25 protein-coding genes, 1 tRNA gene and 1 pseudogene are annotated in these 25958 nt (G+C 69.0%); 17 read left to right on the forward strand and 10 right to left on the reverse strand.

Annotated elements, in window-relative coordinates:
• Window positions 1-2: 2 nt before the first annotated feature.
• The 8 genes and pseudogenes from J2847_RS07415 to J2847_RS07445 all read left to right on the forward strand — a co-directional run bounded on the left by J2847_RS07415 (window position 3) and on the right by J2847_RS07445 (window position 6411).
• Window positions 3-707 carry a chemotaxis protein gene (locus J2847_RS07415; protein ID WP_209778285.1) on the forward strand — a complete coding sequence of 235 codons (705 nt, stop codon included), beginning with the start codon at window positions 3-5 and terminating at the stop codon, window positions 705-707.
• Window positions 704-1762 carry a protein-glutamate methylesterase/protein-glutamine glutaminase gene (locus J2847_RS07420; protein ID WP_209778287.1) on the forward strand — a complete coding sequence of 353 codons (1059 nt, stop codon included), beginning with the start codon at window positions 704-706 and terminating at the stop codon, window positions 1760-1762. Before J2847_RS07415 ends, J2847_RS07420 begins: the two co-directional genes overlap by 4 nt.
• A gap of 32 nt (window positions 1763-1794) precedes the next feature.
• Entirely contained in the window at window positions 1795-2919 is a 1125-nt protein-coding gene (locus tag J2847_RS07425; protein ID WP_233474344.1) for a methyl-accepting chemotaxis protein, read from the forward strand.
• 51 nt (window positions 2920-2970) lie between these two features.
• Entirely contained in the window at window positions 2971-3276 is a 306-nt protein-coding gene (locus tag J2847_RS07430) for an STAS domain-containing protein (RefSeq protein ID WP_085555260.1), read from the forward strand.
• A 5-nt stretch (window positions 3277-3281) separates the two neighbouring features.
• Window positions 3282-4046, forward strand: coding sequence for an ATP-binding protein (locus tag J2847_RS07435; protein ID WP_233474345.1), 765 nt, complete (start codon window positions 3282-3284; stop codon window positions 4044-4046).
• 92 nt (window positions 4047-4138) lie between these two features.
• A pseudogene (locus J2847_RS34900) lies at window positions 4139-4459 on the forward strand (response regulator); the annotation flags it as partial.
• A gap of 21 nt (window positions 4460-4480) precedes the next feature.
• The gene (locus tag J2847_RS34905) at window positions 4481-5218 is read left to right on the forward strand and encodes a PP2C family protein-serine/threonine phosphatase (RefSeq protein ID WP_411800566.1); all 738 of its coding nucleotides are present in this window, start codon (window positions 4481-4483) and stop codon (window positions 5216-5218) included.
• Window positions 5215-6411 (forward strand): PP2C family protein-serine/threonine phosphatase, encoded by a 1197-nt coding sequence (locus J2847_RS07445; RefSeq protein ID WP_209778292.1) that lies wholly within the window; start codon window positions 5215-5217, stop codon window positions 6409-6411. The genes J2847_RS34905 and J2847_RS07445 overlap by 4 nt, the downstream gene beginning before the upstream one ends.
• Window positions 6412-6429: 18 nt before the next feature.
• Here the strand turns inward: J2847_RS07445 and J2847_RS07450 are convergent, their stop codons facing one another.
• The 5 genes from J2847_RS07450 to J2847_RS07470 all read right to left on the reverse strand — a co-directional run bounded on the left by J2847_RS07450 (window position 6430) and on the right by J2847_RS07470 (window position 9421).
• On the reverse strand, window positions 6430-6834 hold the full coding sequence (locus J2847_RS07450) for a gamma-butyrobetaine hydroxylase family protein (protein WP_085555263.1): 405 nt from the start codon (window positions 6832-6834) through the stop codon (window positions 6430-6432).
• Window positions 6834-7058, reverse strand: coding sequence for a Trm112 family protein (locus tag J2847_RS07455; RefSeq protein WP_085555264.1), 225 nt, complete (start codon window positions 7056-7058; stop codon window positions 6834-6836). Before J2847_RS07455 ends, J2847_RS07450 begins: the two co-directional genes overlap by 1 nt.
• Window positions 7059-7096: 38 nt before the next feature.
• Window positions 7097-7765 (reverse strand): LON peptidase substrate-binding domain-containing protein, encoded by a 669-nt coding sequence (locus tag J2847_RS07460; protein ID WP_085555265.1) that lies wholly within the window; start codon window positions 7763-7765, stop codon window positions 7097-7099.
• Window positions 7766-7813: 48 nt separating this feature from the next.
• Entirely contained in the window at window positions 7814-8758 is a 945-nt protein-coding gene (locus tag J2847_RS07465) for a thioredoxin family protein (RefSeq protein ID WP_209778293.1), read from the reverse strand.
• Window positions 8759-8854: 96 nt separating this feature from the next.
• Window positions 8855-9421 carry a prolyl-tRNA synthetase associated domain-containing protein gene (locus J2847_RS07470; RefSeq protein ID WP_209778295.1) on the reverse strand — a complete coding sequence of 189 codons (567 nt, stop codon included), beginning with the start codon at window positions 9419-9421 and terminating at the stop codon, window positions 8855-8857.
• Window positions 9422-9587: 166 nt separating this feature from the next.
• Here J2847_RS07470 and J2847_RS07475 point away from each other — a divergent pair.
• The 5 genes from J2847_RS07475 to J2847_RS07495 all read left to right on the forward strand — a co-directional run bounded on the left by J2847_RS07475 (window position 9588) and on the right by J2847_RS07495 (window position 15447).
• Window positions 9588-9662 (forward strand) — tRNA-Gly (locus tag J2847_RS07475).
• 708 nt (window positions 9663-10370) lie between these two features.
• Window positions 10371-11042 carry an RraA family protein gene (locus J2847_RS07480; protein ID WP_085555267.1) on the forward strand — a complete coding sequence of 224 codons (672 nt, stop codon included), beginning with the start codon at window positions 10371-10373 and terminating at the stop codon, window positions 11040-11042.
• A gap of 131 nt (window positions 11043-11173) precedes the next feature.
• On the forward strand, window positions 11174-12103 hold the full coding sequence (locus J2847_RS07485; RefSeq protein ID WP_209778296.1) for an AEC family transporter: 930 nt from the start codon (window positions 11174-11176) through the stop codon (window positions 12101-12103).
• A 536-nt stretch (window positions 12104-12639) separates the two neighbouring features.
• On the forward strand, window positions 12640-13620 hold the full coding sequence (locus J2847_RS07490) for a tripartite tricarboxylate transporter substrate binding protein (RefSeq protein ID WP_209778298.1): 981 nt from the start codon (window positions 12640-12642) through the stop codon (window positions 13618-13620).
• A 198-nt stretch (window positions 13621-13818) separates the two neighbouring features.
• The gene (locus tag J2847_RS07495; RefSeq protein ID WP_233474371.1) at window positions 13819-15447 is read left to right on the forward strand and encodes a methyl-accepting chemotaxis protein; all 1629 of its coding nucleotides are present in this window, start codon (window positions 13819-13821) and stop codon (window positions 15445-15447) included.
• Between the two features lie 137 nt (window positions 15448-15584).
• Here J2847_RS07495 and J2847_RS07500 read toward each other — a convergent pair whose 3' ends face one another.
• Window positions 15585-16565 (reverse strand): tripartite tricarboxylate transporter substrate binding protein, encoded by a 981-nt coding sequence (locus tag J2847_RS07500; protein ID WP_209778302.1) that lies wholly within the window; start codon window positions 16563-16565, stop codon window positions 15585-15587.
• Window positions 16566-16936: 371 nt separating this feature from the next.
• Here J2847_RS07500 and J2847_RS07505 point away from each other — a divergent pair, with 371 nt between their 5' ends.
• Together J2847_RS07505 and J2847_RS07510 are read left to right on the forward strand one after the other, a co-directional pair.
• The gene (locus J2847_RS07505; RefSeq protein ID WP_233474346.1) at window positions 16937-17371 is read left to right on the forward strand and encodes a tripartite tricarboxylate transporter TctB family protein; all 435 of its coding nucleotides are present in this window, start codon (window positions 16937-16939) and stop codon (window positions 17369-17371) included.
• Window positions 17368-18870 (forward strand): tripartite tricarboxylate transporter permease, encoded by a 1503-nt coding sequence (locus tag J2847_RS07510; protein ID WP_209778305.1) that lies wholly within the window; start codon window positions 17368-17370, stop codon window positions 18868-18870. The genes J2847_RS07505 and J2847_RS07510 overlap by 4 nt, the downstream gene beginning before the upstream one ends.
• Window positions 18871-19221: 351 nt before the next feature.
• Here the strand turns inward: J2847_RS07510 and cysS are convergent, their stop codons facing one another.
• The 3 genes from cysS to J2847_RS07525 form a co-directional block, all read right to left on the reverse strand.
• Window positions 19222-20601 carry a cysteine--tRNA ligase gene (gene cysS, locus J2847_RS07515; protein WP_209778306.1) on the reverse strand — a complete coding sequence of 460 codons (1380 nt, stop codon included), beginning with the start codon at window positions 20599-20601 and terminating at the stop codon, window positions 19222-19224.
• Between the two features lie 25 nt (window positions 20602-20626).
• Window positions 20627-21970: a glutamate--tRNA ligase gene (gene gltX, locus J2847_RS07520; RefSeq protein WP_209778308.1), complete on the reverse strand. Its 1344-nt coding sequence runs from the start codon at window positions 21968-21970 to the stop codon at window positions 20627-20629.
• 242 nt (window positions 21971-22212) lie between these two features.
• Window positions 22213-22590, reverse strand: coding sequence for a hypothetical protein (locus J2847_RS07525; RefSeq protein ID WP_209778309.1), 378 nt, complete (start codon window positions 22588-22590; stop codon window positions 22213-22215).
• Between the two features lie 364 nt (window positions 22591-22954).
• Between J2847_RS07525 and J2847_RS07530 the strand changes: the two genes are divergently transcribed.
• On the forward strand, window positions 22955-23161 hold the full coding sequence (locus J2847_RS07530) for a DUF6494 family protein (protein ID WP_209778311.1): 207 nt from the start codon (window positions 22955-22957) through the stop codon (window positions 23159-23161).
• 96 nt (window positions 23162-23257) lie between these two features.
• Entirely contained in the window at window positions 23258-23620 is a 363-nt protein-coding gene (locus tag J2847_RS07535) for a DUF1304 domain-containing protein (RefSeq protein WP_211114643.1), read from the forward strand.
• A gap of 84 nt (window positions 23621-23704) precedes the next feature.
• Here J2847_RS07535 and acs read toward each other — a convergent pair whose 3' ends face one another.
• Window positions 23705-25645 carry an acetate--CoA ligase gene (gene acs, locus J2847_RS07540; protein WP_209778313.1) on the reverse strand — a complete coding sequence of 647 codons (1941 nt, stop codon included), beginning with the start codon at window positions 25643-25645 and terminating at the stop codon, window positions 23705-23707.
• Between the last annotated feature and the right edge of the window lie 313 nt (window positions 25646-25958).

Raw genomic sequence — 25958 nt, forward strand, 5'->3', positions numbered from 1 at the left:
CGATGACCGCCAGCCCGCTGCGCCGCCGCTCCGCCCCCCAATCCGCGTTCCAACCCGCGCCGTCCGTCGAGGCGGCGGCCCCCACGCCGCGCCGGATCGGCAGCGGGCGCTACTACAACGCCGCCTTCAAGGTGGAGACGGTCAAGATCTTCCTCGGCCGCCACGCGGTCAGCGACCGCGACGACCTGATGATGGCGACGACGCTGGGATCCTGCGTCGCCGCCTGCATCCACGACCCGGTGCGCGGGGTCGGCGGTATGAACCATTTCCTGCTGCCCGACCTGCCCGAGACCGAGCTGCGCGGCGACGGCGCCGCCGCCCGCTACGGCTCGGTCGCCATGGAACGGCTGATCAACGGGCTGCTCGACCAGGGGGCGGAGCGGCGGCGGTTGCAGGTCAAGCTGTTCGGCGGCGCCCGCGTCATCGAATCGAGCTGGGACATCGGCCGGATGAACAGCCGCTTCGCGCTCGAGTATGTGCGGACGGAGGGGCTGATCCTGGCCAGCCACGACCTGGGCGGGACCTCGGCCCGGCGGATCCATTATTTCCCGCACTCTGGCCGTGCGCTGCGGCGTATGCTGCACCCGGAAGCCGTGTCCGACACGGTGGAGGAGGAGCGCAGCTTCATGTCCAGCCTGCGGCGGGAGCCGGTCGACGGCGGCGTCGAACTGTTCGAGTCCGGTCATCCGGAAGGAGCGGAGGCATGAGCAGACCGATCCGCGTCGTCATCGTCGACGACAGCGCGCTGATGCGCGAGATGCTGCGCGACCTGCTGAACCAGGAACCGGGGATCGAGGTGGTCGGCGTCGCCCGCGACCCCTTCGAGGCACGCGAGGTCATCAAGGCCAGCAACCCCGACGTCCTCACCCTCGACGTCGAGATGCCGCGGATGGACGGCCTGTCCTTCCTCGAGAAGATCATGACCCTGCGGCCGATGCCGGTCATCATGATCTCCTCGCTGACCCGTGAGGGCTCCGACGCCGCCATCCGCGCCATGGAGCTGGGAGCGGTCGACTGCCTCGCCAAGCCCGGCGGCTCCGACGGCCAGGGCTTCGAGCGGACCGTCCAGGAGCTGGTCGGCAAGATCCGCGTCGCCGCCACCGCGCGGCTGTCGATGCGCCGGCCGCACGCCACCGCCACGCTGGCGACGCCGCGCCGCGCCGGGGCGGTCGGGCGGCTGATCGCCATCGGCGCCTCGACCGGCGGGGTCGAGCGCATCCGCGACGTGCTGGCGGTGATGCCGGCCGACTGCCCGCCCATCGTCATCACCCAGCACATGGGGCCGAGCTACGTGCCCAGCTTCGCCGCCCGGCTCGACCGCAATTCGGCGCCGAGCGTCCAGCTGGCCGAGCACGGCATGCGGCCGGCGCAGGGGCTGGTGCTGATCGCCCCCGGCGACCGCCACCTCGCCATCGCCCGCGATCCCGGCGGCCTCGTCTGCCACCTCCAGGACAGCCCGTTGGTCAGCGGCCACCGACCGTCGGTCGACGTGCTGTTCGGATCGGTCGCCAAGGCCGCCGGCCCCAACGCGGTCGGCGTCATCCTGTCCGGCATGGGGCGCGACGGCGCCATCGGCATGAAGGCGATGCGCGACGCCGGCGCCCACACCATCGGGGAGCAGGAATCGAGCTGCGTCGTCTACGGCATGCCGCGCGCCGCCTTCGAGACCGGCGGCGTCGCCGTGGAGCTTCCCCTTCACCAGATTCCCGCCGAGATGCTGCGCGCCTTCGACGCCATCGGCGAGCGGCCCCGCACGAGCTGATGGCCGATGCGGAAGATTTGAGGAGCATGACCATGGCTTTCGACGGTGCCGCGCCCGCAACGCCCGTTTCGACGGGCACCGAGGACGGCGCGAACGGCAAGATCGCCGTCACCACCGATCTGCTGTCGACCTGGCTGGGCTTCGCCGACGTCCAGCGCCGCACGCTGGACGTGGTTCAGACCGAGCTGACGCGCACCTCACGGCACGTCGAGGACGCCACCGTCGACCTGTCCGACCGTTTCCGCCTGCTGGCGGCCAAGGCGCTGGAGCAGTCGGAGCGGGTGGAGCAGATCGTCGCGCTGGCCGGGTCGGTGTCGATCGACGGCGAGCGGGTGCCGATGGACCAGCTCGTCGTCGGCATGCAGGACATGATCACCGACATGGTGACCAACATCGTCACCCTGTCGCGCCACGCCATGAGCATGGTCTACCTGCTGGACGACGTGCAGAAGGACGTCGCCGAGCTGGAGAAGTCGATCGGCGACATCGACACCATCAACCGCCAGACCAACTTCCTGGCGCTGAACGCCGCCATCGAGGCGCAGCGGGCCGGCGACGCCGGGCGCACCTTCGCCGTGGTGGCGCAGGAGGTCCGCAACCTCTCGCGCTCCACCGCCGCTCTGGCCGACCGCATGCGCGGCAAGGTGACGGCGGTGGTCAAGGGCGTGCGCAACGGCCACGACATCCTGCGCCAGATCGCCAACACCGACATGTCGCCGCAGATGCTCGCCAAGGAGCGGGTCGACAAGACGATGGACAGCCTGGTCGAGCAGACCGCCCATTTCCAGTCGGTGCTGGAGACGGCGGCCGACGTGTCGTCGGACATGTCCTCCACCATCGCCCACGTCATCACCGGCATGCAGTTCCAGGATCTGACCAAGCAGCGCATCGAGGCGATCAACGACAGCCTCGCCATCATGAGCGCCGGCCTGAACGAGCTGGAGACCCGCATCCGCGCCCAGGTGCCGGCCGGCGTCGGCACCAGCGAGCCGCAGGAATGGCTGAACCAGCTGCTCGACCGCTTCACGCTGAGCGAGATGCGCGAGCGCTTCGTCCGCAAGCTGCTGCTGGAGGGCACGGCGCTCGACGAGAACGGCGTGCTTGACGTGGACGCGGGGGCTGGGGACAGTTCCGGGGGCGACATCGAGCTGTTCTGAGACATCCGCCCGCATCGACCGAAAAAGTGCCTTCAAGGAACAACTAGAACCATGGACTATGGAATTGAACAGCGCGACCTGGAAGCCGTCGTCCGCCTGCGCGGCCGCCTGACCTTCAACGATCACGCCCGTCTTCGCGGCCTGATCGGCGAAATGGTGCAGAACCGGGCGCCCCGGCAGGTGCTCGACCTGTCGTCGCTGGAATTCGTCGATTCGGCCGGCATCGGTATGCTGTTGATCGCCCGAGAGGAAATGACCAACAATGGCAAGGAGCTGGTCCTGCGCGCCGCCACCGGGCAGGTGAAGCGCGTGCTGACCGTCGCCCAGATCGGCAAGATCGTCACCATCGAGGATTGAGTCCCTTGCCCACCCGGACCGCCACCGCCCATGAACCCGCCCGCACCCGCTTCGCGGCGCTGCACGGGCTGGCCATGGCCGCCGACCGGCTGGCCCGGCTGTCGGAGTCGCTGGCGCTGCCGCTGCGCGAGGAGCCGGCGGGCGGCGGCGGCCCGGTTCTGGCGGTCATGGACGGCCCGGCGGCGGCCGGCGACGACGCCTTCTGGGAGCGGCCTTTCGCCGCATGGATCGAGCCGGAGGAGCCCGGCGCGGCAGCTCCCGTCACGACGCTGGCGGCCCCGCTGCCCACCCTGGTGGCGCGGGCCGGCGCGTCCGACCTCTACATCAACCTGACCACGGCGACGGCCAACGACCTGCATCTGGCCGGGCGGGTGCTGACCGCGCTCACCGCGCGCCGCGCGCTGCCCGACGGGCTGCGCGACGATCTGGAACTGGCGCTGCACGAGGCGATCAGCAACGCGCTGGTCCACGGCAACCTCCAGGTCAGCGGCATGAAGGAACTGAGCACGGCCGAGCTGGAGCGTTTCTCCCGCGATCTGGTCGAGCGGCTGGCCGACCCGGCCCTGGCCCATCGCCGGGTCGAGGTCGCGGTGCTGGTGGAGGGCGACGCCATCGTCGTCGAGGTGGCCGACGAGGGGCCCGGCTTCGTTCCCGCCCCGCAGGCCGGACAGGGCGCGTCGGGGCGCGGGCTCGACCTGATCGCCACCATCGCCGAGACGATGGAGCTGAAGGACGGCGGCCGCCGCATCCGCATGCGGTTCCCGCTGTGACGGACGGCGGGGCGGCAGGCGGGGCGGGGCCGGAGGCGGACACCGGAACCGAGGCCGAGGCGCTCGCCGCCATCCGCGACTGCGCCATCCTCGTGGTCGACGACACCCCCTTCAACCGCACCCTGATCGGCGCCCTGCTGGAGGAAGGCGGCTTCCGCAACGTCTCCTACGCCGAAAGCGGACAGCAGGCGCTCGACCGCATCGCCGCCGCCCCGCCCGACCTGCTGATCCTCGACATCATGATGCCCGGCATGGACGGCTTCGAGGTCTGCCGCCGCCTGCGCGCCAACCCCGACCACGCCGACCTGCCGATCCTGGTGCAGACCGCCCTGTCCTCCAGCGACGACCGCAACAAGGCCTTCGCCGCCGGCACCACCGATCTGGTGTCGAAGCCGCTCGACCGCACCGAGCTGCTGGCGCGCGTCGCCATCCAGCTGGAAAGCCGCGTGCTGATCCGCCGCCTCCAGAGCTACCGGGCGCGGGTCGAGGGCGAGCTGGCCATCGCCCGGTCGATGCGCGAGCATCTGCTGCCCTCCCCGGCGCTGTGCGGGTCCCTGGGAAGGGCGGCCGGGGTCGTGCTGCACGCCCACACGGCGGCCTCCGACGCGCTGGGCGGCGACCTGTGGGGCGTGCTGCGGCTGGACGGGCCGCGCTTCGGCGTCTTCCTGCTCGACATGGGCGGCTGCGGCGTGTCGGCGGCGATGGACGCCTTCCGCATGCACACGCTGCTGCACGAGCTGGCGCCCGAGCATGGCTGCGACCCCGCCGGGCTGCTCGCCGCGCTGAACGGACGCGCGCTCGGCCTGCTGGAGCCGGGGCAGCGGGCGAGCGTGATCTACGGCGTGGTGGACGGCGCCGCCGGTTCCTTCGTCTACGCCGGGGCCGCCGCGCCGCCGCCGCTGCTGTTCGCCCCGGATGGCGGCGCGCCGCAACATGAGGCGCCGTCATTCGGCGGGACGGCCGGCAGCGCCATCGGAACCGCGCCCGACCTCCGGTACGAGGCGCGGAGCCTGCCGCTGGCGCCGGGAGCCGTCCTGGCGCTCGGCTCCGCCTCGCTGCTGCAAACGGCCGACGGCGGGGGCGGCGCGGTCGGGCTCGCCGCTCTGGTCGCGCGGGCCGCCGGGCCGGAGGGGCACACGCTGCTGCGGATCGAACGGAGCGCCGCCGCATGACCCAGCCCGCCGCCATCCAGTGCACCCCGGCAAACCTCCCCGCCGGCGTCGAGCGGGCCCGCGTGCTGGTGGTCGACGACAACCGCATCAACCGCCACCTGCTGCTCGCCCTGCTGGAGCGCGGCGGGATCCGGCAGGTCGAACAGGCGGCCGACGGCAACGAGGGGATGAAGCGGCTGGAAAGCTTCAAGCCCGACCTCGTGCTGCTCGACCTGATGATGCCGCATCTCGACGGGTTCGAGATGTGCCGGCGGATGCGCGCCGACCCGCGCTGGAAGCGGCTGCCGGTGCTGATCCAGTCGAGCCTGAACCGGGCGGAGGACCGCGCCCGCGCCTTCGCCGCCGGGGCGACGGATTACGTCACCAAGCCGATCAACGCGGTGGAGCTGCTGGCCCGCGTCCACATCCACATCCAGAAGCGCTGCCTGCTGCACGATCTGGAGCAGTATCACGCGCGGTCGCAGCGCGAACTGGCGCTCGCCCGCAGCATGCAGGAACGCCTGATGCCGAGCCCGGCGCGTCTGGCCACGCTGCGCGCCGCCTGCGGTCTGGCCGTCGACGCCCATTTCGCGCCGTCGTCGGAGCTGGGCGGCGACTTCTGGGGCATCAAGCGGCTGCCCGACGGGCGGACCGGGGTCTATCTGGTCGATTTCTCCGGCCATGGCGTCGGGGCGGCGCTGAACACCTTCCGCCTGCACGCCATCTGCCAGCAGCTGGCGCCGGTCTGCGCCGATCCGGTGGAGTTCCTGGCGGCGGTCAACACGCGGCTGTGCGCCCTGCTGCCGAGCGGCCAGTTCGCCACCATGCTGACGGGGTGCGTCGATCCGGCGGCCGGCGTCTTCCACTACGCCTCGGCCGGGGCCACCGCGCCGATGGTGTGGGCGCCGGGCGACGCGGAGCCGCTGATGGGCGACGGCACCGGCCTGCCGCTGGGGCTTCTCGCCGGAACCCGCCACGAGGCGCGCAGCCTGCCGCTGCCGCCCGGCGGCCGGCTGTTCCTCTACTCCGACGCGGCCATCGAGATTCCCCAGGGCGACGGGGTTCTCGACGAGGCCGGCCTGCTGGCGATGGTCCGCCGCCGCACGGGCGAGACGGACGGCGCCCGCCTGCTCGACGGCCTGCTCGACGAGCTGCGGGCCACCGGCCCGATCGACGACGACCTGACCGCCCTGCTGATCACCCGCGAGCGCTGAAAAGCGACCCCGCCGGCCTCAGCGCCGGGCGGGATCGCGGCTCAGGCCCTTGGCCTCCAGCTCGGCCAGATATTCGGCCCACAGCCGGTCCTGGTCGGCGCCGATCTCGTACAGATACGTCCACGAGAAGATGCCGCTGTCGTGCAGATCGTCGAACAGGATGCGGACGGCGTAGTTGCCGACCGGCTCGACGCCCATGACGCCGACATGGCGGCGCCCGGCCACCGTCTGCTTCTGGCTGGCGTTGTGGCCCTGCACCTCGGCCGACGGGCTGACGACCCGCAGGAACTCCGCCGGGTAGGAGAAGGAGCGCCCGTCGTCGAAATCGACCTCCAGCCGCTTCTCCTCCTTCTTGAGGCGGATCTCCCGCGGCCAGTGGACGGTGCCGAACGCGTTCGAGGCGAAGCGCTCCCCGGAGGTCATCAGGCGGCTCCCTTGTCGAGGCTGCGCGCCTCGTCGATCAGCATGATCGGAATGCCGTCGCGGATCGGGTAGGCGAGGTTGGCGCGCTCGCTGACCAGCTCGCCCCGCTCGGCGTCGTAGCGCAGCGGCCCCTTGGTCAGCGGGCAGACCAGGATTTCCAGCAACTTGGGATCGACGCGGGCGCCGCCCTTGGAATCGCTGCTCTTGTCGTCGGGCGTGGGCATGTCGGTGTCTCGCGTCGGAAGGGGGAAAGGGATGGGCGTCAGTGGCAGGGGGCGGGGCCGTCCCCGTCATGGCCGTCGAGAATGGCCATCTCGATCAGCCCGATCAAGAGCTTCCCGCGCTCGGCCAGATCGGGGGCCTCCAGCAGGGCCTGCTTCTCGCTGGGGCTGAAGGGACAGATCATCGCCAGGGAGTTGACCAGCCGCTCGTCCAGCGTGCTGGTGATCGCCTGCCAGTCGACCGACAGGCCCTGGACGCGGAAATAGGTCTTCAGCCCGGCCAGCATGCGGGCGCGGTCGACCTCGCCGCAGGCCTCCGGCTCCAGGTCGGCGGCGAAGCGGTCCCAGCGCGGGGTGACGCGGCGGTAGCCGTTGTGTCCGTCGATCTCGCGGCGGACGGCGAACCGCGACACGCCGGTGAGGGTGATCAGGAAGCGCCCGCCCTCGGCCTCGGAAAAGCTGGTGATCCGCCCGGCGCAGCCGGTGCCGTAGACGGCCGGATCGCGTTCGCGGCAGGCGGGGTCGGTCGGCTGGATCATGCCGATCATGCGGTCGCCGCCGAGCGCGTCCTCGACCATCGCCAGATAGCGCGGCTCGAAGATGTTCAGCGGCAGCCGCGCCCGCGGCAGCAGCAGCACCCCGGCCAGCGGGAAGATCGGCAGCGTCTGCGGCAGGCGATCGAAGGTGGGGTCGAAGGGGTTCCGGGTCATGACCAATCAGATAGAACCCCTTCGCCTCGGGAACAGGCGTCCCGGCCCTCAGCTGAACAGGATCGTCGACAGCTTGCGGCGCGTCTGCACCGTCAGCGGGTCGGTCGGACCGAACGCCTCGAAGAACTTGACGAGCTGCTTGCGGGCGCCGTCGTCGTTCCAGCTCCGGTCGCGGCGCACGATCTGCAACAGCTCGTCGACCGCCGCCTCGCGCTTGCCGGCGGCGAACAGCGCCATGGCGAGGTCGAAGCGCGACTGGTGGTCGTTGGGATCAACGGCGATCTTCTCCATCAGCTCCGGGATCGGGCCGGCGTTGGCCGCCTGCTCGCGCAGCTCCAGCTCGCTGCGGACGACCGCCAACTCCTTGTCCTTGGCGATGGAGTCCGGCGCGCGGGCCAGCATGGTCTTGGCCTTCTCCAGATCCTCGGCGGCGATGAAGCAGCGGACGATGCCGGCGTAGGCGCGGGCGTTCTCCGGCTCCTCGTGGAGGATCTGGCTGTACAGCTCGACGGCGCCCTGGAGATCGCCCTCCTCCAGCATCTCCTTGGCCTGGAGCAGCGCCTCCTCCAGCGGGTCGTCGGCGCCGACGCCGGCCGACTTGGCCAGCTTCACCAGCTTGTCGACGAAGGCCTTCAGCTCCGACTCGGGCTTGGCGCCCATGAAGCCGTCGACCGGGCGGCCCTGGAAGAAGGCGTAGACCGCCGGGATCGACTGGATGCGGAGCTGCGAGGCGACCATCGGGTTCTGGTCGGTGTCGATCTTGACCAGCCGGACGGCGCCCTTGGCGGCGCGCACCACCTTCTCGATGACGGGCCCGAGCTGCTTGCAGGGGCCGCACCAGGGCGCCCAGAAATCGACGATGACCGGAACGCTCTGCGAGGCCTCGATCACGTCGGCCATGAAGGCGCGGTCGCTGCTGTCCTTGACGACGTCGCCCGCGCCGGCGGCGGGAGCGGCGGACTTGGGGGCGGACGATGGCGGAATGGAGAACATGATGGGGTCGGTCCCGTTCGTGACGTCTGGTCGGTCTGCCGTCATAGATGAGCGCGCGCGGCGCCTCAAGCAAGCGTCTCGTGCCCGCCCCAGGTCCTATTCGGCCTCGCCGAAGGCGACGACCGCCGGTTCGTGGCCGCAGGCGCGGATGAAGCGCAGCAGGTCGCCCGGCCGGATCGCCGTGGTGCGGTCGTTCAGCAGCGGGTGGTAGTTGAGCGGGTCGTGCGCCATCATCGCCCGCTGAAGCACCACCTTCACCCGCCGCTCGGTGTCGTTGACCAGCGCGAAGGGCGAGACCGAGCCCGGCCGGATGCCGAGATGGCGCCACAGCCGGTCCGCCGAGGCGAAGGACAGCCGGGCCGAGCCGATCACCTTGTCGAGCCGGTTGAGATCGATGCGCGCGTCCTCCAGCGCCACCACCAGCCAGAGCTGGTCCTTGCGGTCCTTGAGGAACAGGTTCTTGCAATGGCCGCCGGGCAGCGCCCCGCGCAGGGCCTTGCTCTCCTCCACCGTGTGGAGCGGCGGATGGCGGTGGGTGGCCGTGACGATGCCGAGCGCGTCGAGGCGCGCCAGCAGCTCCTCCGGGGAGGTCGGCAGCGGGGCGTCGGCCGCCGGATCGCCGGCGCCTCCGACGTCCGCGGAACGGGTCGAGGCGGTGTCCATGCCCCTCTTTCTATCGGTCTCCCGCAAATTCGTCCAGCCGCCACCGAAAAACCGAAACAGGAGGCTTGCATTGCGCCCGGCGATGAGTATAGTCCGCCGCACGCCGCCGGATGGACCGGCCGCCGACGCGACAGCGCCGGACCGGGTCGGGCAGCGGATACGGAGCGCGGGCGTAGCTCAGGGGTAGAGCACAACCTTGCCAAGGTTGGGGTCGAGGGTTCGAATCCCTTCGCCCGCTCCATTTTCCACCGGCCTCATCGCCGGATGGATCGCGATCAAAAGGCCGGGCCCTTCGGGCGCCGGCCTTTCGCGCGTCTGGACCACCGGATCGTCCCATCCGCCGCGCCGGGACGCCGTCCGCCATGTTTGGATCGCCCCCTCCCGCATCACTTCCCCCGACATCGCTTCATCGGCGGCACCGGCCAGGGGCGACGCCGACCAGGCCGCCCCTGCGTTCCATCGCTTCCGGCGCCCGATCCCAGCGGCAGGCAACAGCCCTGATTCGCCCGCTCCGGCCTTCGCGGCCGCCCGGCGGGCACCACGCAACCGGCGACCCGCCTCCATCGCGGCGGCTCCAGGCGGTTGTTTGAATTCATTTGTATGCGCTTATTGGTGATTCCAGCGGTCTCAATGAGACGAATTCATTATGACGAATTTACCGTTTGTCAACTTACTTGCGTATGACCAAGCGAAGAGTTAAACTTCAAGATCGAAACAAAGCGCATATGGCGTTACGGGGGTTGTAGCAGGCATCCGCAAAACCGTGCATGGGTAACGCCGGCCTCCCTGTTTTCCCCGGATGGGGAGCGGCCGGTGGGCCGCGCCACGCGCTGCCCGGTCCATCCCCTTCGCGATGGCTCGGCGCCTTCCCGGCCAGGGCGCGCACGGCGCACCGAGGCATGCCCCGCGAACCGTTACGACCCGCCACGACCGCAAAAGGATCACCCCGATGGCTATGCAACGTTACCCGGTCAATTTTCCCCGCCTGTCCCCCGAAACGCTCGCGCTGTGGGAAACCGTGCCCAGCAGCGTCGCGTCGGACACGCAGAACCGCTGCCAGAGCATGGACGCGCGGATCAAACCCTGCGCTCCCGGCATGCGGATCTGCGGGCAGGCGCGCACCGTGGCGGCGATGCCCGGCGACAACAGCATGCTGCTGACCGCGTGCAGCGTCGCCGATCCCGGCGAGGTGGTGGTGGTGGCCGGGGGCGGCCTGGACGACGTGGCCATGGCCGGCGAATGGGTGGCGCGCGGCTGCCGGTCGCGCGGCCTCGGCGGCCTCGTCATCGACGGGTCGGTGCGCGACCTGCGCGAAATCCGCAGCATCGGCTTCCCGGTCTTCGCCCGCGGCGCGGTTCCCCGCGGCCCCCACAAGTCCTTCGGCGGCAAGATGGACATCACGGCGGCGGTCGGCGGCATCGCCGTCAACCCCGGCGACCTGATCATCGGCGACGACGACGGCATCACCGTGGTGCCGCTGGCGGCAATGGACGAGGTCCTGCGACGCTGCCTCGACCTGCTCGCCAGGGAGAAGATCTGGTCGGAGCAGCTCGACGCCGGCCGGAGCCTGGCGGAGGTGCTGGGCGTTCCGGAGCCCGAACTGATCGACGAGCCCCGCTGACCGTCCGCCAGGCGGTCCTCCGCCCGGGGCCCCGTCCGGCGGGCCCCGGCGGACCGCGCCCGTGAACCGCCTTCCCGCGCCGCGACTTCCCGCGCCGCGCCCCACCGCCATCGCCACCGGTACCGCTTTCCATGACGGCCATCATCCAGATCGTGTTGCCCATGTTCATCCTGGTGCTCGTCGGCTTCTACGCCGGCAAGTCCGGGAATTTCAGCAACACGATGTCCCAGGGGATTTCCCGGTTCCTCGGCATCTACGCACTGCCGGGACTGCTGTTCGTCGCCATGGCGAAGGCGAAGATTCCCGATCCGATCGAATGGGGCTTCGTCGCCTCCTTCTTCATCGCGGCCTTCATCGTCTTCGCGATCGGGTCCGGCTGGATGTGGATGCGGCGGCGGCGCGAGGAGATCGCCATCGTCGGCTTCGCCACCTCCTTTTCCAGCATCGGCCTGCTGGGCGCGCCCATCCTGATGGACGCCTACGGGTCGGGCGTCGCCCTGCCGGTGATGCTGCTGATCGTCTTCCAGTCGCCGCTGCTGTTCACCACCGCGACCATCATCGCCGAAGCCCTGCGCAGCAGCGGCGGCCGCCCCATCCCGACCGCCCTGGCCGCGGTCAAGGCGACGCTGCTCAGCCCGATGATCCTGTCCATCGTGCTCGGCCTCGCGGTCAACCTTCTTCACGTTCCCATGCCGGAGGTCGTGCTGAAGGCGGCCTCCCTGATCGCCTCGACGGTCCTGCCCTGCGCCTGCTTCACCCTGGGCACCGCCCTCTCCTACAGCCCGCTGACCGGAAAACTGATCCCGGCCACCGTCATGGCGCTGATGAAGGTCGCGCTGCACCCGGCCCTGACCTGGGTCCTGGCGGCGAAGGTCTTCCATCTGCCGCCCGACTGGATGGCGCCGGCGGTCACCGCCGCCGCCCTGCCCATCGGCATCAACGTCTACGCCGTGGCCGAGCGCTACCAGGCCGGGCGGGAGCTGGTGTCGATGTCGCTGCTGATTTCCAGCATGCTGTCGCCGCTGTCGATCTCCATCGCGTTCATCGTCGCGACCGGATGATCCGGAGCGACTTCCCTCATTCACCGTCTGTACTTGGATACATCTGTAATTTGACAGAACAGATGTCAATTCGGTGACGGCGCCGCGGGGCGTCGGCAATCGCCGCCCCGCGCCCGTGACATCACTTATGTCGCGGGATTGCGACAGGCTGTACACTTGTATGGCGATATTTATCCTGATAGCCTCTCGTTTCTTGAGAGAAAATCGGATGGATCAATCCCCGTGGCCGCAGAACCAGTCTCATGGCCGACTCCGCCCCGATCATCCATCCGGACGGAAACAGATAGACTCCTAAGCTTTCATCAAATCAGCGCAAAGACATACTGTAGTATGCCTACCTTTGAAATCCGGAATTTTCATAAAAATGCCGGACTGTGAAAAATCGATAGAACGGTGACATCAATAAATTTGTTAACGAATGGCCAACAATTTGCGCCCTAACGTGCATCGCACAAGAAATGATGCGGGAGCGCTGCGCTTCGCGCGCCGATCTTCCGCTTGAAAAGCCTGATCATGGCATAAAAAGGGGAATCCAGATGAACACTCGCAGCAGATTTCTGGCGGTCGCCACCGGCGCGGCGGCCCTGATGGCCGTGGCGGCCCCGCTGTCCGTCCAGGCCGCCTACCCGGAGAAGCCGATCACCATGGTCGTCGCCTACGATGCGGGCGGGTCGACCGACGTGACCGCGCGCATGCTGGCGCCCTTCATCGAGAAGCATCTGGGCGGCGCCCGGATCGAGGTGGTCAACCGGCCCGGCGCCGGCGGCGAGATCGGCTTCGCGGCGCTCGCCGACTCGCCGGCCGACGGCTACACCATCGGCTTCATCAACACGCCCAACCTGGTGTCGATCCCGATCGAGCGGCAGGCCCGCTTCTCGCTCGACCGGCTGGATCCGCTGATCAACGTCGTCGACGACCCCGGCATCTGGACCGTTCCCGCCGACAGCCCGTTCAAGACGCTGGGCGAGGCCGTGGCCCACGCCAAGGCCAACCCCAACGCGGTGACGGTCGGCACGACCGGCGTCGGCTCCGACGACCAGCTCGCCATGCTGCTGGTCCAGCGTCAGGCCGGCGTCCAGTTCACCCACGTTCCCTTCTCCGGCTCGGCCGCCAACCAGAAGGCGATGCTGGCGAAGAAGATCCAGGTCTGCGCCCAGAATCTCGGCGAGGGGCTGCGGGCGACCGCCACCGAACAGGTGCGCATCCTCGGCGTGATGAGCAGCGAGCGCTGGAAGGTCGCCCCCGACCTGCCGACCTTCAAGGAGCAGGGCTACGCCGTCAACATGGCCTCGCTGCGCGGCATCGGCGCGCCCAAGGGACTGCCGGCCGACATCCGCGCCAAGCTGGTCGACGCCCTGACCAAGGCGGCCGCCGATCCCGACTTCGTCGCCAAGGCGGAGGCCAAGGAAACCTTCCAGCCCCTGCGCGTCCTGGCGTCGGATGCCTTCGCCGGCGAACTCGCCCAGCTCGACAAGGAACTGCGGGCGCTGTGGCAGTCCTCCCCGTGGCTGAAGTGAGCCGGCCGGCTTGACTCGGCCGGGCTCCAGTTCCAGGGGCCGATGAAGCGGATGCCGTCCGGGTCCCTCCGGCGGCATCCCCTCCCGCCGGCTCCGATCCTGTCTCCCGATGGTTGATGCAGGTGTCCCATGACCTTTCTGAACCACCTTCACATTCCCACCAAAATGGGAATACCGGCCACCACCGCGATCATCGGAATGGTGGTGATCGCCTTCCTTGGCTGGTCCGCCATCACGGAGCAGTCACGGCTGCTGGACACGCTGTTCAACCGGTCCTTCACCCGTGAGGCCGAGGTCCAGTCGCTGACCGACACCCTGACGGTCGCCCACGCCGGCATGTACCGCACGGTGATCCTGAGCAACGCCAACGCCTCGCCCAAGGCGATCGAGGGAGAGACCAAGACGCTGGGCGACTATCTGAACCGGCTGAAGGGCGAAGCCGACACGCTGAAGAACGCGACGGCGGCGGACGAGAGCGAGGCCAAGTTCCTCGAACGGTTCGGCAGCGACACCGCCACCTATCTGGCGAAGGTCACCAGCTTTCTCGACCTGCTGAAGATGGGCGTCGATCCGCTCGACTTCCTACAGGAGGTGCAGGCCGCCTACACCCGGCTGCACACCACCAGCCGCGAATACCTGACCTTCCAGCGCCAGCGCTCCACCGACGCCTACACGCTGGTGAACAGCTCGGTCGACGTCACCACCCGCGCCTTCGCCATCGTCGCCGGCCTGGCGCTGGCGATCACGGTCGGCGTCGCCCTGTTCATCGGCATGAACGTCGCCCGCCCCATCGTGCGGCTGACCGACGCGATGGAGAAGCTGGCCAACGGCAAGCTCGATTCGGAGATCCCGGCCGCCGAGCGCGGCGACGAGATCGGCCAGATGGCCCGCACGGTGCAGGTGTTCAAGGAGAACGCCATGCGCGTGCAGGAACTGTCGCACGAGCAGGAGGCGATGCGGGTCCGCAACGAGGAGGAACGGCGCACCGCCATGACCTCGCTCGCCAACGACCTGGAGGCGTCGGTCAAGGCGATGATGGGCGAGGTCGTGCGCTCCGCCGGCTCGGTGCGCAACGAGGCCAGCTCGATGCTGGAGAACGCCAAGCAGACCAGCCACCACAGCGACAGCGTCGCCCATTCGGTGCAGGAGGCGACCAGCGAGGTCGAGAGCGTCGCCGCCGGCGCCGAGCAGCTCCGCGCCTCCATCGACGAGATCACCCGCTCGATCACCCAGTCGGCGCAGTTGGCGCGCGGCGCCGTGGACGAGGCCGGGCGGACCGACAGCATCGTCCAGGGCCTCAGCGAGGCCAGCCGCAAGATCGAGGAGGTCGTCGGCCTCATCCAGTCGATCGCCGGCCAGACCAACCTGCTGGCGCTGAACGCCACCATCGAGGCGGCCCGCGCCGGCGAGGCCGGCAAGGGCTTCGCCGTGGTGGCGCAGGAGGTCAAGAGCCTCGCCAACCAGACGGCCAAGGCGACCGAGGAGATCGGCGCCGAGATCGCCGCGGTCCAGGGCGCCACCCACGCGGCGGTCAGCGCCATCCGCGCCATCGTCGGCACCATCCGTCAGGTCGACGAGTCGCTGGGCACCGTCGCCGCCGCGGTGGAGGAGCAGGATGCCGCGACCCGCGACATCAGCGCCCGCTCGCAGCGCGCCGCCGTCGACACCATGGCGGTGATGCAGGAGATGCGGCTGGTGCAGCAGGCGGCCGAGACGACCGGCAAGTCCGCCGGACTCGTCCAGAACACCACGGAGGAGCTGTCGCGCAGCTTCAACCGGCTCGACCACGAGATCGAGGCCTTCATCACCCGCATCACCGCGGCCTGAGGGGAGCCTGAACGGGACGGCGTGGACAGGGCGGCATGACCGGCCTCGGCGTCTTCAGCGAAAAGGCCCCGCCGTCGCCGGCGGGGCCTTGCGCGTTCCGGCCCCTGTCGTTCCGGCCCCTGTCCGGGCCGGCCGCCTCACTTCAGCCAGGGCATCTCGGCCCACAGGGCGCGGAAGTCCTTGTCGAGTTGCGTCAACTCGGCGGTGAAGGCCGCCGAATCCAGGATGCGCAGGGGCTGGAAGGTTTCCCGTGCCTTGGCCTGGAACTCCGGATCCTGGGCGGCCTTGGTCAGGGCGTCGACCAGCTTGGCACGGATGTCGGGGGGAAGGCCCTTGGGCGCGCCGATGCCGCGCATCGACACCATCTCGATCTTGTAGCCCAGCTCGGCGAAGGTCGGAATGTCGGGAGCCACGTCCCAGCGCTTGGCGCTCATCACGCCGAGGATGCGCACCGGATCGCCGGCGGCGACCCCGCGCAGCCCCTCGCCGAGATTCTGGTTGCAGACCTGGGTGTGGCGGCCGAGCATCGCCCGGTAGTTCTCGGCGCTGCCGGGGAAGGGCACATGGATCATCCGGGCGCCCGACTGACGCTCCAGCAGCAGCATGGCGAGATGGTCGTCGGAGCCGACGCCGGTGGAGCCGACCGTGGCCGTCCGCGGGTTGGCCTTGGCGTGGCGGACCAGATCCTCAAGCGTCTTGTAGGGGCTGTCGGCGTGGACGGTCATGACGCCGGGATCGTCGATCACGTTGACCAGGGGATCCAGCCGGTCGAGGCTGTAGCGGGCCTGCCGCTCGATCGGAATCGTGATCAGGTTGGGCGTGTTGATGAAGCCGATGGTGTAGCCGTCGGGAGCCGCGTCGGCGATGGCGGCGAAGCCGATCTCGCCGCCGGCGCCGCCCCGGTTCAGCACCACGATGCGGGCCCCGCCGCCCAGTTGCCTCTCGATGAAGGGCGCCAGCATGCGCGCCGTCACGTCGGTCGATCCGCCCGCCCCGTAGGCGACGATCATGGTGATGGGCTTTTCCGGGTAGGCGGCCTTCGCACCGCTCGGCGCCAGCGCGGACGCGGTCAGGACGCCGGCCACGGTCAGGAAGGGCAGAAGCTTGGTTGCGATCATGTTTGCGTCCTTTTGTTCTTTTCCCGGAGTCATTCGTCCCGCTTTGGTTGAGCAAAGCGGTAAAACGATGCCCATTGAGATTAGGCAAGGCCGCCCATCAAGTCACGCGCATAAGATTGACTGCGACGTCTTGGAAGGAGGTTGAGACCATCAACAACAAATTATTTTTCAATATTTTTATCTAATGAACTCGCCGGCGGCATGATGAATCATCAAAAACACACTCGACTGAATCTCATAGACCGCAGATAATACAACCGAGAGAACGGGGCGCCGGCACTGCGGCCACCGACACGGCATTCGTCGCACCGTTTCGCCCCTGCCTTCGCGTGCGAGAGAAAGCGGGACACACCCTTCCAATGACACACTCCTTGAGATCGCCACAGGATCTCGCGGCCGGACTTCTGCTGAGCGTGATCGCGCTCGGCGGCTTCTGGCTGGCGCGGGATTGGGACGTCGGCACCCTGGCGATGATGCAGGCCGGCTTCTTTCCACGCCTCGTCTGCTTCCTGCTTCTGATGATGGGGCTGGCGACCATGCTGCGCGCCGTGACCGCCGACGGACCGTCGGTGCTCGGCTGGGCGTGGCGCCCCTCGCTCGCCATCACCGCGGCGGTGCTGGCCTTCGCGGCGCTGCTCGACCGGCTGGGGCTGGTGCTGGCCATCCTGGCGCTGATCGGCATCGGCGGTTTCGCCGGGCGCCCGCTGCGCCCCGGCCCCTTCACCGCGCTGTGGGCCGGTCTCGCCACCGGCTGCGTCGCCATCTTCTCCTGGGGGCTGGGCTTGCCGCTCCAGATCTGGCCATGACGGACGTCTTCGCGAATCTGTGGCTCGGCCTCGGCGTGTCGCTGATGCCGATGAACCTGCTCTACTGCTTCCTCGGCACGCTGATCGGCACGCTGATCGGGGTCCTGCCCGGCATCGGGCCGGTGGCGACGGTGGCGCTGCTGCTGCCCATCACCTTCTACCTGCCGCCGGTCGGCGCCCTGATCATGCTGGCCGGCATCTTCTACGGCGCCCAGTATGGCGGCTCGACCACGGCGATCCTGGTGAAGCTGCCGGGCGAATCCTCCTCGGTCATGACCTGCCTGGACGGCAACGCCATGGCGCGGCAGGGCCGCGCCGGGGTGGCGCTGGCCACGGCGGCGCTCGCCTCGCTGTTCGCCGGGGTGGTCGCCACGCTGGCCATCGCGGTGGCCGGGCCGCCGCTGGCCGGCGTCGCGCTGGCCTTCGGCCCGTCGGAGTATGTCGCGCTGATGATCGTCGGCCTGATCGGCGCGGTGATCCTGGCGCACGGCTCGGTGGTCAAGGCCATCGCCATGATCCTGATCGGGCTGCTGCTGTCGATGGTCGGCACCGACGTCAATTCCGGCCAGATGCGCTTCACCTTCGACATCCCGCAGCTCTATGACGGGATCGATTTCGTGCCGCTGGCGATGGGCCTGTTCGGGCTGGCCGAGATCATCCTCAACCTGGAGGAGACCGAGGGGCGCGGCGTGTCCCCGGCGCCGATCTCCCGCCTGTGGCCGAGCCTGAAGGACTTCCGCGAGGCATGGCCGGCCGCCGTGCGCGGCACGGCGCTCGGCACCGTGCTCGGCATCCTGCCGGGCGGCGGCGCCACGCTGAGCGCCTTCGCCGCCTACGCGTTGGAGAAGAAGGTCGCCCGCGATCCCGGCCGCTTCGGCGGCGGCGCCATCCAGGGCGTCGCCGGGCCGGAGGCGGCGAACAACGCCGGCGCGCAGGCCAGCTTCATCCCGATGCTCAGCCTCGGCATCCCGTCCAACGCGGTGATGGCGCTGATGATCGGGGCGATGATGATCCACGGCATCACCCCCGGCCCGCAGATCATGACCAAGCAGCCCGACCTGTTCTGGGGCATGGTCGCCAGCATGTTCGTCGGCAACGTCATGCTGGTCGTCCTCAACCTGCCGCTGATCGGGCTGTGGGTGCGGCTGCTGCGGGTGCCCTACGCCTACCTGTTCCCGGCGATCCTGGTCTTCTGCTGCATCGGCACCTACAGCCTGAAGAACGACGTCTTCGACGTGATGATGATGGCCGGCTTCGGGGTGTTCGGCTATGTCCTGCGCAAGCTGGACTGCGAGCCGGCGCCGTTGCTGCTGGGCTTCGTTCTCGGCCCGCTGCTGGAGGAGAATCTCGGCCGCGCCATGCTGCTGTCGCAGGGCGACCTGACCGTCTTCGCGACGCGGCCGATCAGCGCCGGGCTGCTGGCGGTGGCCGCCATCCTGCTGGCGCTGATCCTGCTGCCGGCCTTCCGCCGCCAGCGCGAAGTCGCCTTCAAGGAGTAGCGCGCCGAAAAGCGTGCAGGCGGCGTTGACGCAACCAACCGACGCGTCAGCGCCAGCCCTTGCACACAACCGTGGGATCTGGTGGATTGGCGGCGCGGACGCGGTGGCGGGAGGGCCGCCACCGCCGCCGCTCACTGGGAGGTGCGGAGGATGGAAAAGATCCTCGCTCTCCTGATCCTGCTGTTGCAGGTGGTCAAGGCATTGCTTGATTACCTGAACCGCTGATCGGGCGGACGTGCCGGGGAGTCCAGCCCCGGCACGTCCATCCCCGATATTGCCCCATCCCGCGTTCGGGTCAAGAGGCGCTTTGGGCGAAAATATCCCGGTCCTAAACCCGTGAAAGCAGGCGCCTCACGCCCGCTTCCAGCTCGTGCCCTGCGGGCCGTCCTCCAGGATGATGCCCTGGTCGGCCAGCTCCTTGCGGATGCGGTCGGCCTCGGTGAAGTTCTTCGCCGCGCGCGCCGCCTTGCGGTCGGCGATGAGCTGGTCGACCGCCGCGTCGCTCAGGCCAGCCTGTCCGCCGCCCGCCGGCGCCCAGCGGAACCACGCTTCCGCATCCTGCTGCAACAGGCCGAGCTGCGCGCCGGCCGCCAGCAGCGCGCCCTTGGCCGCCGCCCGCTCCGCGTCGCTCTGCGCCTTGTTCACCGCCGTCGCCAGCTCGTGCAGGTGCGCGATCGCCAGCGGCGTGTTCAGGTCGTCCTCCAACGCGGCGAGCACGTCGAAGGGCAGGTCGGAGGCCAGCGGCTCCGGTCCGCCGCGCAGCGCCTGGTACCAGCGGTCGAGCGTGCCCTTGGCGTGGCGGATGCCCTCGCGGGTGAAGTCGAGTGGCTGGCGGTACTGGGCGCTCATCAGCGTCAGGCGGATCGCCTCGCCGGGGAACTCGTCGAGCAGCTCGTGGACGGTGAAGAAGTTGCCGAGCGACTTCGACATCTTCTCGCCCTCGACGGTGACGAAACCGTTGTGGACCCAGGTGCGGGCGAGATGGTCGGTGCCGTGGGCGCAGCGGCTCTGGGCGATCTCGTTCTCATGGTGCGGGAAGATCAGGTCGAGCCCGCCGCCATGGATGTCGAAGGTGACGCCGAGATGCTCCTTGGCCATGGCCGAGCATTCGATGTGCCAGCCCGGCCGGCCACGCCCCCACGGGCTGTCCCAGCCCGGCTGGTCGTCGGCGCTCGGCTTCCACAGCACGAAATCGGAGGCGTCGCGCTTGTAGGGCGCCACCTCGACCCGCGCACCGGCGATCATGTCGTCGAGCGAGCGGCGGGAGAGCTGCCCGTAGCTGGGCATCGACGGCACCGAGAACAGCACATGCCCTTCCGCCGCGTAGGCGTTGCCGCGCTCGATCAGGGTGGCGATCAGCGCGATCATGTGGGTGATGTGGTGCGTCGCGCGCGGCTCGATGGTCGGGCGCAGCGCGTTCAGCGCGTCCATGTCGGCGTGGAACAGGTCGGTGGTGCGACGCGTCAACGCCTCGATCGGCTCCCCGCTGTCGCGCGAGCGGTCGATGATCTTGTCGTCCACGTCGGTGATGTTGCGGACGTAGGTCACCGACGGGTAGAGCCGGGTCAGCAGCCGGAACAGCAGGTCGAAGACCACCACCGGGCGGGCGTTGCCGATGTGCGCCGTGTCGTAGACGGTGGGACCACACACATACATGCCGACATGGTCCGGGCGAAGCGGCTCGAAGCGCTCCTTGCGGCGGGTCAGCGTGTTGTAGAGGTCCAGCGGCACGGTTCGGGTCTCCGAAAAGGGGAGGTCAGGCGGCTTCGCCGCCGAGACGGCGCAAGGCGCGCGCGCGTCCGATCAGGGGTAGCAGGTTCTTCAACTCCGGTCCATGGTCGCGGCCGGTCAGCGCCCGGCGCAGAGGAAGGAACAGCTCCTTCCCCTTGCGCCCCGTCGCCCCCTTCACCGCGTTGGTCCAGACGCCCCAGGTGGCGAGGTCCCAGGGCTCGGCGGGCAGCAGCGCCGCGGCCTGCTCCAGGAACGCGGCGTCCTCGACCAGCGGGGTCACCGGGGCGTGGGTCACCGCCCACCACTCCCGCGCGTCCTCCAGCCGGGCGAGGTTCGGGCGCACCGCGTCCCAGAAGGCGGCGTCGGCGCCGGTCAGCCCCATCGCCTCCAGCCGCCCGGCCACCCGCTCGAAGGGCGTCAGGTGCAGGATGCGGGCGTTCAGCCGGGCGAGATCCTCGGGGTCGAACTTCGGCGTGGCGCGCGACACCTTGGACAGGTCGAACTCGGCCACCAGCTCGTCGAGCGTCAGCCGCGCCTCGATGGGGTCGGAGGTGCCGAGCTTGGCGAGCAGGCTCGACAGCGCCATCGGCTCGATCCCGTCGTCGTCGCGCAGGCTGCCGATCGACAGGCTGCCCAGCCGCTTCGACAGCCCCTGCCCACCCGCGTCGGTCAGCAGCGGCAGATGGGCGAAGGCCGGCACGGAGGCTCCCAGCGCCTCGAAAATCTGGATCTGCACCGCCGTGTTGGCGACGTGGTCCTCGCCGCGGATGATGTGGGTGATGGCGAAGTCGGCGTCGTCCACCACGCTGGTCAGGGTGTAGAGCGGCCGCCCGTCCTCGCGGATCAGCACCGGGTCGCTCAGCGCCGTACCCTCGAACTTGACCGGGCCGCGCACGAGGTCGGTCCATTCGACCGGCGTCGGCGTCAGCTTGAAGCGCCAGTGCGGCTTGCGCCCCTCGCCCTCCAGCCGGGCGCGGTCGGCGTCGCTCAGCCGCAGGGCGGCGCGGTCGTAGATCGGCGGACGGCCCTGCGACACCAGGCTGGCGCGCTTGAGGCTCAGCTCCTCCGGCGTCTCGTAGCAGGGGTAGAGGCGGCGTGCGGCCTTCAGCGCGGCGGCGGCCTCGTCGTAGCGCGGGTAGCGGTCGCTCTCGCGGGCGAAGCGGTCCCAGGTCAGGCCCAGCCAGGTCAGATCCCGCGCGATGCCGTCGGCGAACTCCTGGGTCGAGCGTTCCTCGTCCGTGTCGTCGAGCCGGAACAGGAAGCTGCCGCCGGTCTTGCGCGCGAACAGCCAGTTCACGAGCGCCAGACGGACGTTGCCGACATGGATGCGGCCGGTCGGGCTGGGGGCGAAACGGACGGCGGTGGACATGGGACGGATCGGCTCGCTTGCGGATGGAACGGGCGGGATGGAACGATTCGGGGCCAAGTCCTAGCACGCGGCGCCGTCATCCGGAAGCCGCGCGGAGGGAGCGCCGGCCCGGTGTCGCGCAGCGGACGTCACAGCATTGTTCGTATTAAAGGAACAATGTGGTCTGATATTGATAATTTATCCCAACCCTGGAAATGAATAAACCTGCTGGCACGCCGCGCCACGCCGCACGGACCCATCCTTCAAAGACCATGGAGACAGACCATGCAATGCCTTCTCACTTCCTTGCGGCGCGACTGGCAGTCCTGGAGTTCCCAGGAGAAGGTTTCGGTGCTTTCCATCTCGCTGTCGGCCCTGATCTTTGCCGCATCGAGCATCAACTGGTGAGACGCGCACGGCGCTTTTCCGAACACTTGCCCCCATTCCTTCCTTTCCGGGAAACGGAAGGGTGAACGCGCCGGACCATCGGACGGCGGGAGGATGACATGACACGGATGCTGGCCCTGAGCATGTTCCTGGGTGTCTTTGCCTACGCGTCGTTCCTCGCGTCCTGATCGCTCCGGCGGCGCGGGGGCGCGGGGCGGGATCAGGCATTCCCCCAATAGCGCCTTGCCTTCCACGCCGTTACCGTTCCCCCGCTTCGCCGCGGATCGGTTTGGATGACCGGAGGTGTCCGTCCTCCGTCGTCCGGACCGGTCGTTGCCGAGCGGTCGGTCACGCACCGGCCCGCGGCGAGGCACCTCCCCCGCCCTGCAGCACTCCGCCGGCCACCCGCCGGTGAGGTTTCCTTCGGGGACGCCCCGAAGCCCGAAAGTCTGAAGCCCGAAAGGCTTTTTTCGGAGCGTCGCGGGAACCAACCGGACCGCCGTCTGTTTTTCCTGCACCAACCATCCTGGCTCCGCTCGCCCCTTCCCCAAGGGGCGGGCTTTTTTGTGCCCAGCCCCCTTGCCCCCCTGCCCACCGCATCCCACCGGAGAGGCCGTCATGAACCAGGACACCTTCAACATCGAAATCCGCAAATTCCTCAAGCTGGTCGGCGTCACCTCGCAGCGCGAGATCGAGAAGGCCGTGGAGGAGGCGCTGGCCGCCGGGCAGTTGAAGGGCGGCGAAACCCTGTCGGCCCGCATGGTGCTGACCATCGAGGGGTTGGGAGTCGTCCACGAGATCAAGGGCGGGATCGCGCTGGAATAGCCCGCTCCACCCCCGCGAAGCCTGGCCTTGACCGCAAGGCCGCCCCGCCGGATTCTGTTCGCGCGACGAATGGTTTCAACGGGGAGGGGGCGGGGTATGGCCGTGGTGGCGAACACGCTGGTGGCGCTGGTGGCGCTGCTGCATGTCTGGTTCCTGGTCCTGGAGATGGTCCTGTGGACCAGGCCGCTCGGGCTGCGGACCTTCCGGCAATCGCTGGAAAAGGCGCGGGCCTCGGCGGTGCTGGCGGCCAACCAGGGGCTCTACAACGGCTTCCTCGCCGCCGGGCTGCTGTGGGGGCTGGCCTATCCCGACCCGGCGCCCGCCCTGCACATCAAGAGCTTCTTCCTGGCCTGCGTCGTCGTCGCCGGCGCCTATGGCGGCTGGTCGGTCAGCCGGCGGATCCTCGTGATCCAGGCGCTGCCGGCGGCGCTGGCCCTCGCCGCCCTCTGGCTGACCTGAACGCCGACCATCCCCGCGAAAACGAAACCGGGGGCCCTGAGGCCCCCGGTCGTGGTCACGATGCTCCGCGTGCGGAACGCCCGGTCAGGCGTTGTTCATGCGGTTGTCGATCAGGTCGGTCACGACGCCGGGATCGGCCAGCGTCGAGGTGTCGCCCAGGCTGTCATGCTCGTTGGCGGCGATCTTGCGCAGGATGCGGCGCATGATCTTGCCGGAGCGGGTCTTCGGCAGGCCGGGCGCCCACTGGATCAGGTCGGGCGAGGCGATCGGGCCGATCTCCTTGCGGACCCAGGCGACCAGCTCCTTGCGCAGCTCCTCGGTCGGCTCCTCGCCGGCGTTGAGCGTCACGTAGGCGTAGATGCCCTGGCCCTTCAGGTCGTGCGGATAGCCGACGACGGCGGCCTCGGCGACCTTCGGGTGGGCGACCAGCGCGCTCTCGACCTCGGCCGTGCCCATGCGGTGGCCCGACACGTTGATGACGTCGTCGACGCGGCCGGTGATCCAGTAGTAGCCGTCGGCGTCGCGGCGGCAGCCGTCGCCGGTGAAGTACTTGCCGGGGAAGGTCGAGAAGTAGGTCTGGACGAAGCGCTCATGGTCGCCGAAGACCGTGCGCATCTGGCCCGGCCAGCTGTCGGCGATGCAGAGGTTGCCCTCGGTCTCGCCTTCCAGCACCACGCCCTCGTTGTCCACGACGACCGGCTGGACGCCGAAGAAGGGCTTGGTCGCCGAACCCGGCTTCTGGCCGATGGCGCCGATCAGCGGGGTGATCAGGATGCCGCCGGTCTCGGTCTGCCACCAGGTGTCGACGATCGGGCAGCGGGCGTCGCCGACCACGTTGTAGTACCACAGCCAGGCTTCCGGGTTGATCGGCTCGCCGACCGAGCCCAGCACGCGCAAGCTTGCGCGCGACGTCTTCTTCACCGGGCCCTCGCCCTCGCGCATCAGCGAACGGATGGCGGTCGGGGCGGTGTAGAAGATGTTGACCTTGTGCTTGTCGATGACCTGCCAGAAGCGCGAGACGTCCGGATAGGTCGGGATGCCTTCGAACATCAGCGTGGTCGCGCCGTTGGCGAGCGGCCCGTAGACGATGTAGCTGTGGCCGGTGACCCAGCCCACGTCGGCCGTGCACCAGTAGACGTCGCCGTCCTTGTAGTCGAAGACATACTGGTGCGTCATCGACGCGTAGACCAGATAGCCGCCGGTGGTGTGCAGCACGCCCTTCGGCTTGCCGGTCGAACCCGAGGTGTAGAGGATGAACAGCGGATCCTCCGCGCTCATCTCCTCCGGCGGGCAGTCGGCGGACACCGAGGCGGTCTCCTCGTGGTACCAGAGGTCGCGGCCCTCGGTCCAGGCGACGTTGCCGCCGGTGTGCTTGACGACCAGCACATGCTTGACGCAACCGGCCGCCGCCACCGCCTTGTCGGCGTTGGCCTTCAGCGGAACCTTGCGGCCGCCGCGCAGGCCCTCGTCCGACGTGATGACGAAGTGGCTGTCGCAGTCGACGATGCGGTCCTTCAGGCTGTCCGGCGAGAAGCCGCCGAACACGATGGAGTGGATGGCGCCGACACGGGTGCAGGCCAGCATCGCGTAGGCCGCTTCCGGGATCATCGGCAGGTAGATGGTGACGCGGTCGCCCTTCTTGACGCCGTTCTTCTTCAGGACGTTGGCGAGGCGGCAGACCTGCTCGTGCAGTTCCTTGTAGGTGATCGCCTTGGAAACGCCGGGGTCGTCGCCCTCGAACAGGATCGCCGTCTGGTCGCCGCGGGTGGCGAGGTGGCGGTCGATGCAGTTGGCCGACACGTTCAGCGTGCCGTCGTAGAACCAGCGGATGTGGACGTCGCCGTTGTAATCGACGTCCTTCACCTTGCTGTAGGGCTTGATCCAGTCCAGGCGCTTGCCCTGCTCGCCCCAGAAGGCTTCGGGGTCCTTGACCGACTGCTCGTACATGCGGGCGTAAGCGGCCTCGTCGACATGCGCGGCCGCCGCGATCTCGGGCTTTACCGGAAAGAAGCTGTTGTCGGTCATGCTGCGCGATTCCCCCGTGCTGCTTCCGATTGGACCGGAAGATGTTGGAGGGCGGCGGGCCTGCCGCCCGTGTTGGCCGGCATTATCCACATAAGTTGCGGGACGAACAAGCAGAACGGCCCCGCAGCCCCCCCGACCAAAGGAGGATTGTGTCGCGTATTTCAACGGGGGAGACTTATTATTCTCGAAGTCTTGGGGTTCCCCGACGTCACCCGGCGGATTCGTCAATGCGGCGCGATGCCGCGCCTCTTGCGCCAAGCCATCTCGTGTCGGCGCCGCAACGGCGGCGCCTATGCTTAACCGGCCATTAACC

Source organism: Azospirillum agricola (genome assembly GCF_017876095.1).
GTDB classification, from domain to species: Bacteria; Pseudomonadota; Alphaproteobacteria; order Azospirillales; family Azospirillaceae; genus Azospirillum; species Azospirillum agricola.

Coding starts and splice junctions, on each gene's coding strand:
- J2847_RS07495 (WP_233474371.1), top strand. CDS start 13,819: ATGGTGGTGATCGCCTTCCTTGGCTGGTCCGCCATCACGGAGCAGTCA.
- J2847_RS07445 (WP_209778292.1), top strand. CDS start 5,215: ATGACCCAGCCCGCCGCCATCCAGTGCACCCCGGCAAACCTCCCCGCC.
- J2847_RS07455 (WP_085555264.1), bottom strand. CDS start 7,058: ATGCCCACGCCCGACGACAAGAGCAGCGATTCCAAGGGCGGCGCCCGC.
- J2847_RS07450 (WP_085555263.1), bottom strand. CDS start 6,834: ATGACCTCCGGGGAGCGCTTCGCCTCGAACGCGTTCGGCACCGTCCAC.
- J2847_RS07465 (WP_209778293.1), bottom strand. CDS start 8,758: ATGTTCTCCATTCCGCCATCGTCCGCCCCCAAGTCCGCCGCTCCCGCC.
- J2847_RS07510 (WP_209778305.1), top strand. CDS start 17,368: ATGACGGACGTCTTCGCGAATCTGTGGCTCGGCCTCGGCGTGTCGCTG.
- J2847_RS07430 (WP_085555260.1), top strand. CDS start 2,971: ATGGACTATGGAATTGAACAGCGCGACCTGGAAGCCGTCGTCCGCCTG.
- J2847_RS07460 (WP_085555265.1), bottom strand. CDS start 7,765: ATGACCCGGAACCCCTTCGACCCCACCTTCGATCGCCTGCCGCAGACG.
- J2847_RS07480 (WP_085555267.1), top strand. CDS start 10,371: ATGGCTATGCAACGTTACCCGGTCAATTTTCCCCGCCTGTCCCCCGAA.
- J2847_RS07425 (WP_233474344.1), top strand. CDS start 1,795: ATGGCTTTCGACGGTGCCGCGCCCGCAACGCCCGTTTCGACGGGCACC.
- J2847_RS07470 (WP_209778295.1), bottom strand. CDS start 9,421: ATGGACACCGCCTCGACCCGTTCCGCGGACGTCGGAGGCGCCGGCGAT.
- J2847_RS07415 (WP_209778285.1), top strand. CDS start 3: ATGACCGCCAGCCCGCTGCGCCGCCGCTCCGCCCCCCAATCCGCGTTC.
- J2847_RS07490 (WP_209778298.1), top strand. CDS start 12,640: ATGAACACTCGCAGCAGATTTCTGGCGGTCGCCACCGGCGCGGCGGCC.
- acs (WP_209778313.1), bottom strand. CDS start 25,645: ATGACCGACAACAGCTTCTTTCCGGTAAAGCCCGAGATCGCGGCGGCC.
- gltX (WP_209778308.1), bottom strand. CDS start 21,970: ATGTCCACCGCCGTCCGTTTCGCCCCCAGCCCGACCGGCCGCATCCAT.
- J2847_RS07535 (WP_211114643.1), top strand. CDS start 23,258: ATGGCCGTGGTGGCGAACACGCTGGTGGCGCTGGTGGCGCTGCTGCAT.
- J2847_RS07500 (WP_209778302.1), bottom strand. CDS start 16,565: ATGATCGCAACCAAGCTTCTGCCCTTCCTGACCGTGGCCGGCGTCCTG.
- J2847_RS07485 (WP_209778296.1), top strand. CDS start 11,174: ATGACGGCCATCATCCAGATCGTGTTGCCCATGTTCATCCTGGTGCTC.
- J2847_RS07420 (WP_209778287.1), top strand. CDS start 704: ATGAGCAGACCGATCCGCGTCGTCATCGTCGACGACAGCGCGCTGATG.
- J2847_RS07530 (WP_209778311.1), top strand. CDS start 22,955: ATGAACCAGGACACCTTCAACATCGAAATCCGCAAATTCCTCAAGCTG.